The 10,845-nt window shown below is 52.0% G+C and carries 9 protein-coding genes and 1 pseudogene; 8 read left to right on the top strand and 2 right to left on the bottom strand.

Annotation, left to right across the window (positions count from 1 at the left end; translation table 11 throughout):
- Positions 1-197: pseudogene (locus tag OGV98_RS13610) on the bottom strand (type VI secretion system tip protein VgrG); the annotation flags it as partial.
- Between the two features lie 200 nt (positions 198-397).
- Between OGV98_RS13610 and OGV98_RS13605 the strand changes: the two are divergent.
- The 7 genes from OGV98_RS13605 (at position 398) to OGV98_RS13575 (ending at position 8,986) form a co-directional block, all read left to right on the top strand.
- On the top strand, positions 398-1,006 hold the full coding sequence (locus OGV98_RS13605; RefSeq protein WP_003024191.1) for a glutathione S-transferase: 609 nt from the start codon (positions 398-400) through the stop codon (positions 1,004-1,006).
- 98 nt (positions 1,007-1,104) lie between these two features.
- A complete protein-coding gene (gene selA, locus OGV98_RS13600; RefSeq protein WP_003837664.1) occupies positions 1,105-2,496 on the top strand; it encodes an L-seryl-tRNA(Sec) selenium transferase in 1,392 nt (463 codons plus the stop codon).
- Complete coding sequence (gene selB, locus OGV98_RS13595) at positions 2,493-4,337, top strand: selenocysteine-specific translation elongation factor (RefSeq protein ID WP_210943917.1); 1,845 nt, start codon at positions 2,493-2,495, stop codon at positions 4,335-4,337. The genes selA and selB overlap by 4 nt, the downstream gene beginning before the upstream one ends.
- 189 nt (positions 4,338-4,526) lie before the next feature.
- Positions 4,527-5,678, top strand: coding sequence for an L-threonine dehydrogenase (gene yiaY, locus OGV98_RS13590; RefSeq protein ID WP_003844555.1), 1,152 nt, complete (start codon positions 4,527-4,529; stop codon positions 5,676-5,678).
- Positions 5,679-5,770: 92 nt separating this feature from the next.
- A complete protein-coding gene (gene aldB, locus OGV98_RS13585; protein WP_003837670.1) occupies positions 5,771-7,309 on the top strand; it encodes an aldehyde dehydrogenase AldB in 1,539 nt (512 codons plus the stop codon).
- Positions 7,310-7,520: 211 nt separating this feature from the next.
- Positions 7,521-7,844, top strand: a complete 324-nt coding sequence (locus tag OGV98_RS13580) for a DUF3302 domain-containing protein (RefSeq protein ID WP_003024200.1) — start codon at positions 7,521-7,523, stop codon at positions 7,842-7,844.
- Positions 7,845-7,849: 5 nt separating this feature from the next.
- Positions 7,850-8,986, top strand: coding sequence for an HlyD family secretion protein (locus OGV98_RS13575; protein WP_061549525.1), 1,137 nt, complete (start codon positions 7,850-7,852; stop codon positions 8,984-8,986).
- A gap of 7 nt (positions 8,987-8,993) precedes the next feature.
- Here the strand turns inward: OGV98_RS13575 and OGV98_RS13570 are convergent, their stop codons facing one another.
- Positions 8,994-9,956 carry a LysR family transcriptional regulator gene (locus tag OGV98_RS13570; RefSeq protein ID WP_003844559.1) on the bottom strand — a complete coding sequence of 321 codons (963 nt, stop codon included), beginning with the start codon at positions 9,954-9,956 and terminating at the stop codon, positions 8,994-8,996.
- Positions 9,957-10,077: 121 nt separating this feature from the next.
- Between OGV98_RS13570 and OGV98_RS13565 the strand changes: the two genes are divergently transcribed.
- Positions 10,078-10,818: a MipA/OmpV family protein gene (locus OGV98_RS13565; RefSeq protein WP_003024206.1), complete on the top strand. Its 741-nt coding sequence runs from the start codon at positions 10,078-10,080 to the stop codon at positions 10,816-10,818.
- Positions 10,819-10,845: the final 27 nt, after the last annotated feature.

The raw sequence follows: 10,845 nt of genomic DNA, 5'->3' as shown, positions 1-10,845 counted from the left end.
GCCCCCTGCCAGACAGTGAGGGTGGCGTTTTTCTCGAGAAAATCTGTGGCGGTGAGGTCAGGCAGGCCGCTGGCGATATCGACACTGAGTGTAAAGGGGGTGGAGAGATTCTGGCAGAGGGTGAAGCTGACGACGGCGGTATCCGTCGCCAGTAACCCGTCCACGTCGAGCGTAAAGCGCAGTCCCTGCTGTGACATGAGTTACTCCGTGACGTATTCATACGTTTGCAGAGAACCATACGTCCCGAACAATGCAGGGAAAAGTACGTTGTATAAAAAGCAGCTTAAATTCAGAAAACGTTTAGGTCATAAGTAAAACAGTAAGAATGGAAGTCATCACCTGCCATTTACGGCGACCTGAGCCATACTGATATTTTTGTTGGCAAAAAGGACCCGGCATGAAACTCATTGGCAGCTATACCAGCCCTTTTGTGCGTAAAATTTCTATTCTGTTACTGGAAAAGGGCATCACCTTCGAATTTGTGAATGAACTTCCCTATAGCGCGGATAGTGGCGTGGCGCGTTATAACCCGCTAGGAAAAGTACCCGCGTTGGTCACCGATGAGGGTGAGTACTGGTTTGACTCTCCGATCATCGCAGAATACATCGAGCTGCTGGATATTGCGCCAGCCATGCTACCGGGTGAACCGTTAGCGGCACTCAAAGTTCGTCAACTGGAAGCGTTGGCCGACGGTATTATGGATGCGGGATTAGTCTCGGTGCGCGAGCAGGCTCGCCCCGCCGCGCAGCAGTCAGAAACTGAACTGTTACGCCAGCGGGAGAAGATCACCCGCAGTCTGGATATGCTGGAAGGCTATCTGGCGGACGGTACGCTGAAAACTGATACGGTTAACCTGGCTACCATCGCGATTGCCTGTGCCGTCGGTTATCTCAATTTCCGTCGGGTCGCGCCCGGCTGGTGTGTGGACCGCCCACGTCTGGTCAAACTGGTGGAAACGCTTTTTCAACGCGAAAGTTTTGCCCGCACAGAACCGCCAAAGGCTTGATGCAGATAATACCTGCCTGAGCAAAGTCACGGTACAATCCTTCCTATATCGATAGCCCTCCCCGCGGTGGAGAGGGCCACCAACAGCCAGGCCCTTTCATGACAACCGACATGCGTTCACTCTACAGCCAGCTTCCCGCTATCGATCGTTTATTGCGCGATAGCGCCTTCCCAGCCTTACGTGAATCTCACGGTCATACCCGGGTGGTTGACCTGCTGCGTCATATGCTTGACGAAGCCAGAGATGCGATTCGCGACACGCACGCGCTCCCGGCATGGTGTGAGGACTGGGCGCAAGAAGCCAGCGCCCGGCTGGAACGAGAATCGCAAAGCGCGCTGCGTCCGGTGATTAACCTGACCGGAACGGTGCTGCATACCAACCTTGGGCGAGCGTCGCAGGCCGAAGAAGCGATCGAGGCGGTGGTGCAAGCAATGCGCACGCCAGTGACGCTGGAATATAGCCTGGATGATGCCGGACGTGGACATCGGGATCGGGCGCTGGCGGATTTACTCTGCCGTCTGACGGGAGCGGAGGACGCCTGTATCGTCAATAACAATGCGGCAGCGGTTTTACTGATGCTGGCCGCCACGGCCAACGGCAAAGAGGTGGTCGTTTCGCGCGGTGAGCTGGTGGAAATTGGCGGCGCGTTTCGTATTCCGGACGTGATGTGCCAGGCCGGATGTGTTCTGCGCGAAGTCGGTACCACCAACCGGACCCATGCGAAAGATTACCGTCAGGCGGTGAATGAAAATACCGCTCTGCTGATGAAAGTCCATACCAGTAATTACAGCATTGAAGGCTTTACGAAGTCGGTGGATGAGGCTGAGCTGGCCGCTATTGGCAAGGAAGTGGATGTGCCGGTGGTGGCGGATCTCGGCAGCGGCTCACTGGTCGATCTCAGCCAGTATGGATTACCGCAGGAACCGATGCCGCAACAGCTGATTGCCGCTGGCGTCAGTCTGGTGAGCTTCTCTGGCGATAAATTACTGGGTGGGCCGCAGGCCGGGATTATCGTCGGTAAAAAAGAGATGATCGCTCGCTTACAGAGCCATCCGCTGAAACGCGCATTACGGGCTGATAAAATGACACTGGCTGCGCTGGAAGCGACGCTGCGGCTCTACCTGCACCCGGAAGCGCTGGCGCAGAAGTTGCCGACGTTACGCCAGCTCACTCGCTCGCAGGAGGCTGTCCACGCGCAGGCCCAACACTTACAGGCACGGCTTGCCGAGCATTACGGTGACGAATTCGCCCTGAACGTCATGCCTTGCCTGTCGCAAATTGGCAGCGGCTCGCTACCGGTTGATAGGCTGCCCAGCGCGGCATTAACCTTTACCCCCCATGACGGGCGCGGTAGCCGCCTCGAAGCACTGGCCGCCCGTTGGCGTGCACTGCCCGTGCCGATCATTGGCCGGATTTATGATGGCCGCATGTGGCTGGATCTGCGCTGCCTTGAAGACGAGACCCGGTTTATGGAGATGATGCTGAAATGATTATTGCAACCGCCGGACACGTTGACCACGGAAAAACAACGTTATTACAGGCGATTACCGGCGTGAATGCCGACCGTCTGCCGGAAGAAAAAAAGCGCGGCATGACCATCGATCTCGGCTATGCCTACTGGCCGCAGCCGGACGGGCGGATACTGGGATTTATCGATGTACCCGGACACGAAAAGTTTCTGTCTAACATGCTGGCGGGTGTTGGCGGGATTGATCACGCGCTGCTGGTGGTGGCGTGTGATGACGGCGTGATGGCGCAAACGCGTGAGCATTTGCAAATTCTGCAACTGACGGGTAATCCGCAGATCACCGTGGCACTTACGAAAGCCGACCGCGTGGACGAAGCAAGAATTGAAGAGGTGCGTGCGGAGATTCAGGCCGCGCTGGGGAATTATGGTTTCGCGGAGTCGGTGCTTTTCGTCACTGCCGCCAGTGAAGGCCGTGGCATCGAGGAACTGCGCGAACATTTGCTGCAATTAACGTCGCGTGAGCATGCCCGCGATCACAGCTTCCGCCTGGCGATTGACCGTGCCTTTACGGTCAAAGGCGCGGGACTGGTGGTGACCGGGACGGCGCTCAGCGGTGAAGTGAATGTCGGTGACACACTGTGGCTCACGGGCGTCAACAAACCGATGCGCGTACGTAGCCTGCATGCACAAAATCAGGCCACCGATCGCGCGCAGGCGGGACAACGTATTGCGCTAAATATTGCCGGTGATGCGCAAAAAGAAGAACTTAACCGCGGCGACTGGCTGCTTGCTGATGCGCCGCCAGAGGCGTTTACCCGCGTGATTGTCTCTTTAGAACATGCCGCGCCGCTGATGCAGTGGCAACCGTTGCATATTCACCACGCGGCCAGCCACGTCACCGGGCGTATTTCCCTGCTCGAAGGGACGCTGGCGGAACTGGTGTTTGATACACCACTCTGGCTCGCCGATAACGACCGTCTGGTGCTGCGTGATATTTCGGCTCGCACGACGCTGGCCGGTGCGCGCGTGGTCACGCTCAATCCGCCGCGTCGCGGGAAGCGTAAGCCGGAATATTTGCAGTGGCTGTCGGCGTTGGAAAACGCACAGAGTGATGGTGACGCTCTGGCGCTGCACCTGACGCGTGGAGCGGTAAATATTCCCGACTTCGCCTGGGCGCGTCAGCTCAACGGTAACGGCATGCGTCCGTTGATCGAGCAGCATGGTTTTATTCAGGCGGGATACAGTCTGTTGGATGCCACTGTTGCAGCGCGCTGGCAGCGCAAAATCCTCGATACGCTGGGGACTTACCACGACCAGCACCGCGATGAGCCTGGACCTGGGCGCGAACGCCTGCGCCGGATGGCTTTGCCGATGGAAGATGAAGCGCTGGTCCTGCTGCTGATTGAAAAGATGCGCGAGAGCGGCGTCATCCATAGTCATCATGGCTGGCTGCATTTGCCCGATCACAAGGCCGGTTTCAGCGATGAGCAGCAGGCTATCTGGCAAAAAGCAGAACCGCTTTTTGGCGATGAGCCGTGGTGGGTGCGCGACCTGGCAAAACAGACGGGCACGGATGAGCAAATGATGCGTGTGGTGTTACGACAAGCGGCGCAGCAAGGCATCATCACCGCGATCGTGAAAGATCGTTATTACCGTAACGATCGGATAGTGGCCTTTGCCAATATGATCCGCGAACTGGATCAGGAAAGGGGATCGACATGTGCCGCTGATTTTCGCGACAGACTTAACATCGGGCGCAAATTGGCTATTCAGATTCTGGAATATTTTGACCGCATTGGTTTTACTCGCCGTCGGGGAAATGATCATTTATTACGCGATGCATTGCTGTTCCCCGAAAAGTAATGAAACAATTAATTCAGGAATTAAATGAATTAATACAAAATAGATATTGATTGAAATAAGCACATTAGATTATGAACCTAATGTGCTTTTTAATTTTGGTTGTTATTAAAATAACAACCATGATCATATTCTGTTGGATATTTCACTCGTATGCTTCCTGACTCTTTTAGAGTAATTAAGGATCGTACAATGGCTGCTTCAACATTTTTTATTCCTTCCGTGAATGTAATCGGCGCTGATTCATTAAAAGACGCAATGAATACAATGGCGGAATATGGTTTTCGCCGTACGCTGATTGTCACGGATGCCATGCTAACGAAATTAGGTATGGCTGGCGAGATTCAAAAAGCATTACAGGAACGTGATATTTTCAGCGTAATTTACGACGGTACGCATCCTAATCCCACGACCAGCAACGTTGCCGCTGGCCTGCAAATGTTGACTGAAAACGACTGTGATAGCGTTATTTCTCTCGGTGGCGGTTCTCCACACGATTGTGCAAAAGGTATTGCGCTGGTGGCGGCTAACGGTGGCGATATTCGCGATTACGAAGGTGTAGACCGTTCTGCAAAACCGCAGTTGCCGATGATCGCCATCAACACCACGGCGGGTACGGCATCTGAAATGACCCGCTTCTGCATCATCACCGATGAAGTACGCCATATTAAAATGGCGATTGTGGATAAGCACGTTACGCCGCTGCTGTCGGTTAACGACTCCTCGCTGATGGTCGGCATGCCGAAGTCTCTGACGGCGGCTACCGGTATGGATGCGTTAACCCACGCTATCGAAGCTTACGTGTCGATTGCTGCCACGCCGATTACCGATGCATGTGCGCTGAAAGCGGTCACCATGATTGCGCAAAACCTGCCGGTCGCCGTTGAAGAGGGCAGTAATGCTCAGGCGCGCGAAGCCATGGCCTATGCGCAGTTCCTCGCAGGTATGGCCTTTAACAATGCCTCTCTTGGCTACGTGCATGCAATGGCGCACCAGCTGGGTGGCTTCTACGATCTGCCACACGGAGTATGTAATGCCGTACTGCTGCCGCATGTACAGGTATTTAATAGTAAAGTTGCTGCCGCCCGCCTGCGCGATTGCGCCTCGGCAATGGGTGTGAACGTTGCTGGTCTGAGCGAAGAGCAAGGGGCAGAAGCCTGCATCGCGGCGATCCGCGAACTGGCGCAGAAAGTGAATATTCCGGCCGGTCTGCGTGAGCTGAACGTGAAGGAAGAAGATTTTGCCGTTCTGGCGACTAATGCCCTGAAAGATGCCTGTGGTTTCACTAACCCGATTCAGGCGACACATGAAGAAATCATGGCGATTTATCGTGCTGCCATGTAATTCGTGATACCTGTCGTAAAGCAGTAAAAGGCTGGCGAATAATTCGCCAGCCCCGTCTACCCTTGTAGTACCCCTACAGCAAGGAGACGGTCATGACCAATAACCCCCCTTCAACGCGTATTTACCCCGGCGAGTATGGTTACCCCCTGAAGTTAAAAGCCCGATACGATAACTTTATCGGTGGTGACTGGGTCGCCCCGGTGGACGGCGAGTATTACCAAAACCTGACGCCGGTAACCGGGCAATTACTGTGCGAAGTGGCCTCTTCCGGCAAAAAGGACATCGATCTGGCACTGGATGCCGCGCATAAAGTAAAAGATAAATGGGCGCAGACTTCCGTGCAGGACAGGGCGGCGATTTTGTTCAAAATTGCCGATCGTATGGAGCAAAATCTGGAGCTGCTGGCAACGGCCGAAACCTGGGATAACGGTAAACCCATCCGCGAAACCAGCGCGGCCGATGTGCCGCTGGCAATTGACCATTTCCGCTATTTTGCCTCCTGTATTCGTGCGCAGGAAGGGGGAATCAGCGAGGTTGATAGCGAAACCGTGGCTTATCACTTCCATGAACCTCTTGGCGTGGTAGGGCAAATTATCCCGTGGAACTTCCCGCTGCTGATGGCCAGCTGGAAGATGGCACCCGCGCTGGCGGCGGGTAACTGCGTGGTGCTTAAACCTGCGCGCCTGACGCCGCTGTCCGTACTGTTGCTGATGGAAGTCATCGGCGATCTGCTCCCGCCTGGCGTGGTGAACGTGGTAAACGGCGCGGGTGGGGAGATCGGTGAGTATCTGGCGACGTCAAAACGTATTGCGAAAGTGGCGTTTACCGGATCAACGGAAGTTGGGCAGCAGATCATGCAGTACGCCACGCAGAACATTATTCCTGTCACGCTGGAACTGGGCGGGAAATCACCCAATATCTTCTTCGCGGACGTGATGGATGAAGAAGATGCGTTCTTTGACAAAGCGCTGGAAGGTTTTGCATTGTTTGCCTTCAACCAGGGCGAAGTGTGTACCTGTCCGAGTCGTGCGCTGGTTCAGGAATCCATTTATGAACGTTTTATGGAAAGAGCCATTCGTCGGGTGGAAAGTATCCGTAGCGGCAACCCGTTAGACAGCGTGACGCAAATGGGCGCGCAGGTGTCGCATGGTCAACTGGAAACTATTCTGAATTACATCGACATTGGTAAGAAAGAAGGAGCAGATGTTCTCACCGGCGGGCGGCGCAAGCAGCTGGATGGCGAGTTAAAAGAGGGGTACTACCTCGAACCAACCATTCTGTTTGGTAAGAACAACATGCGGGTTTTCCAGGAGGAGATCTTCGGGCCGGTGCTGGCTGTCACAACGTTTAAAACCATGGAAGAGGCGCTGGAAATCGCTAATGACACCCAATATGGGCTTGGCGCTGGCGTCTGGAGTCGTAATGGAAATCTGGCGTACAAAATGGGACGTGGGATTCAGGCGGGGCGAGTTTGGACCAACTGTTACCATGCGTATCCGGCACATGCGGCGTTTGGTGGCTATAAGCAGTCGGGCATCGGGCGCGAGACGCATAAGATGATGCTTGAACATTATCAGCAAACCAAGTGCCTGCTGGTGAGCTACTCTGATAAACCACTGGGGCTGTTTTAATTTCACGTCACTGATTGCCCGGTCGCGTTTAGCGTTCCGGGCATCAAGTTATGTCCTGCAGCTCGAAAGACGACGGGTGTATATAGAAACCCATATATCGTTATATAAATAAGAAAATTGCATCCAGTCTGGTCATTCCAATACTATTATCAACTCTATTGTTTAAATCAAATTGCATCTGAATTCCTTAATTTAAATCCCTGAGGCAAATATGTTCCTTAATTATTTTGCATTAGGAGTGCTTATTTTTGTATTCCTGGTCATTTTTTACGGGATTATTATTCTGCATGATATTCCCTATCTAATTGCAAAGAAACGTAACCATCCTCATGCCGACGCAATACATGTTGCGGGTTGGGTTAGTTTGTTTACCTTACATGTTATTTGGCCCTTTTTATGGATCTGGGCAACGCTTTATCGTCCGGAGCGCGGATGGGGTATGCAGAGCGCGGATTCTTCCCTGATCCAGCTTCAGGCAAGGGTTGCGGATCTGGAAAAGAAACTGGGTGAGGCCAAGACCTCTCCGGCGGAGTAATATCGATGGATTTACTAATTGTTCTGACCTATGTGGCGTGTGCATGGTCAATATTTAAAGTTTTTAAAATTCCTGTAAATAAATGGACAGTTCCTACCGCAGCATTAGGCGGTATATTCATTGTTTGCGGGCTTATATTACTGATGAATTATAACCATCCGTATACATTTAAGGCACAAAAGGCGGTCATTTCTATTCCCGTGGTGCCGCAGGTAACGGGTGTAGTGACAGAAGTGACGGATAAGAAGAATACGCTAATCAAAAAAGGCGAGGTTCTGTTTAAGCTTAATCCAGGGCGTTATCAGGCACGGGTCGATCGCCTGAAAGCTGATATTGTCACCGCACAGCATAAAGAGCAGGCTCTGGTTGCGCAGTTAGACGAAATGAAAGCCAACACGCAGCGGGCAAAGGCCACGCGTGACAAACTGGCAAAAGATTACCAGCGCTATGCGCAGGGTAGTCAGGCGAAGGTGAATCCTTTTTCTGAACGCGATATTGATGCGGCGCGGCAAAACTATCTGGCGCAGGAAGCGTCGGTGAAATCTTCCGTCGCGGAGCAGCAGCAAATCCAGAGTCAGTTAGACAGCCTGATACTGGGCGAGAATTCGCAAATTGCCAGCCTGAAAGCGCAGTTAGCCGAAGCGGAGTTCAACCTAGACCAGACGGTGGTTCGCGCGCCCAGCGATGGCTATGTTACGCAGGTGCTGATGCGCCCGGGAACCTATGCCGCCGCGCTGCCGATGCGTCCGGTGATGGTATTCATCCCGGATCAAAAAAGGCAAATTATCGCCCAGTTCCGTCAGAACTCGCTGCTGCGTCTGGAACCTGGCGATGAAGCGGAAGTGGTATTTAACGCGCTGCCGGGTAAGGTATTCAGCGGTAAACTGGCTGCAATTAGTCCGGCAGTGCCGGGCGGGACATACCAGTCGAATGGGGCGCTGCAATCCTTAAATTCTACGCCCGGTTCGGAAGGGGTGATCGCCACGATTGAGCTGAATGATAATGCGGAGGTTAGCGCGTTACCTGATGGGATCTACGCGCAGGTCGCGGTTTATTCTGACCACTTCGAACATGTGTCCGTCATGCGCAAAGTCTTGTTGCGCATGACCAGTTGGGTGCATTACCTGTATCTCGATCATTAAACTCAGGCTATTTTGCTTGCTCAGTCTGCTGATCCAGCGACTGAGCAAGCTGCCGGCGAATCTCCGCCAACATCTCATCAAGAATAAACTGTACCCGCCATGGCTGATATTCACGTTTGCGGAAAATCGCCACCAGATCCAGCCACCATTCATGCTGTCCGGAGAAACACGGAACCAGCCCGTTAGGCTGACTTTCTTTTTGTACGCTCGCCTTGGGTGCAAAAACAATGCCCAGATGGTTTCGCGCCAACGACAACGCAGATTGCGTATTGTCGCAAACATAATTACCCGTTACGCGGTAATCATGCATCTCTTTACCACCGGGGGAAGAGAATCGCCAAATGTTAGCATCATCAATCATCATGGAATCAATCAGAATACAGGAGTGATGCTCAAGTTCTTCAGGAGTGCTGATGGGATGTTGGGCCAGGTATTGATTACTGGCGAAAGCGGTAACCACATATTTGGTAATAAAACTGGCGACCAAAGATTCATCTTTTGGATGTGCATAAGTAATTAAAACATCACAGTCATCAGGAAATTCGACTCCTTCATAAAAGGCTTTACGTTCCAGGTTATAGGTTTTTAGCACCAGACTGATATCGCCAATATCCATAATTTTTGCAATAACATGTTGCGATAAGTAAGCGATAATTCCGGTTGGTGCATATACCGTTACTTTTCCACGTTTCTCGTGCTTATAATCAGCAATGAAATTATTTAACTGCTCGTTTCTGTCTAACATGTCATTGATGTAAGGAAGTAACGCTATACCAAACGGCGTGAGGGTCAGTTGCCGGGTGGTGCGGTCAAACACCTTTAATCCAACTTTTGATTCAAAATCAGCAAGATATTTACTGACGTTGGCCTGTGCGATGCCGAGAACAGTCGCGGCATGACTGATATTTTCACTGGCAGCGATTACCGAAATAATCTTCAGCTCCCGGTGTTTAAGTTGTAATTTATTCATCGCCAAGCCCAATATATATAATTTTTTATATATTACTATATAAATATGAACCTTGCACCGATGAAATTGTAAGCATTATTATGCACCAGTTTTGTAGCTTATTTTAAAATGGAATGTTGGCATGTTAATTAAACACAATATTGTGGCGCTGCTCGCCTTTTCTTTTATGGCGAGTGCAACTGCCGCAGAGTTTTCAATTGGCGCTGGTGCTGTATATAATGAATCACCTTATCGCGGGTATAATGATAATGTTCACGCAGTACCGCTAGTCAGTTACGAAAGTGAATCATTTTATTTTAGGCAAACAACGCTAGGTTATATTTTGTCTAAGAGTGAAAGTAATGAATTTAGTATTACTGCCTCTTATATGCCGCTTGAGTTTGATCCCGGCGATAATGACGATCATGCGATGAAAAAGCTGGATAAGCGTGACGCAACTGCAATGGCGGGTGCCGCGTGGTATCACCATGAAAGATGGGGTAGCGTGAAAGTCTCCGCCGCTGCGGATGTGCTGGACAACAGTAATGGCTGGGTAGGGGAAGTTTCACTGTTCCGTCCAATGCCGATGGGCAAGCTGACGCTGACGCCATCGATTGGCGTGCTCTACTATGACGAAAACTTCAATGAATACTACTACGGCATATCGGGTAATGAGTCCCGTCGTAGTGGCTTATCAAGCTATTCCCCAGGCGATAGCTGGACACCGTATGTTGGCCTGTCCGCTAAATACGCATTGACCACTAACCTGACGCTGCTGGCAAGCGCCAATTATAGCGCACTGCCGGATGACATTAAAAATAGCCCGATGGTTGATCGCGATGACAGCTTTACCTTTATGTCCGGTCTGACCTGGCGTTTCTGATTCTCACCCGTTTGTCCTCAGGGAGGA

It is taken from the genome of Citrobacter sp. Cf136 (assembly GCF_030333815.1).
GTDB classification, from domain to species: Bacteria; Pseudomonadota; Gammaproteobacteria; order Enterobacterales; family Enterobacteriaceae; genus Citrobacter; species Citrobacter freundii.
The sequence above is the reverse complement of the archived record's forward strand: the minus strand, read 5'-3'. Positions and strand labels throughout refer to the sequence as shown.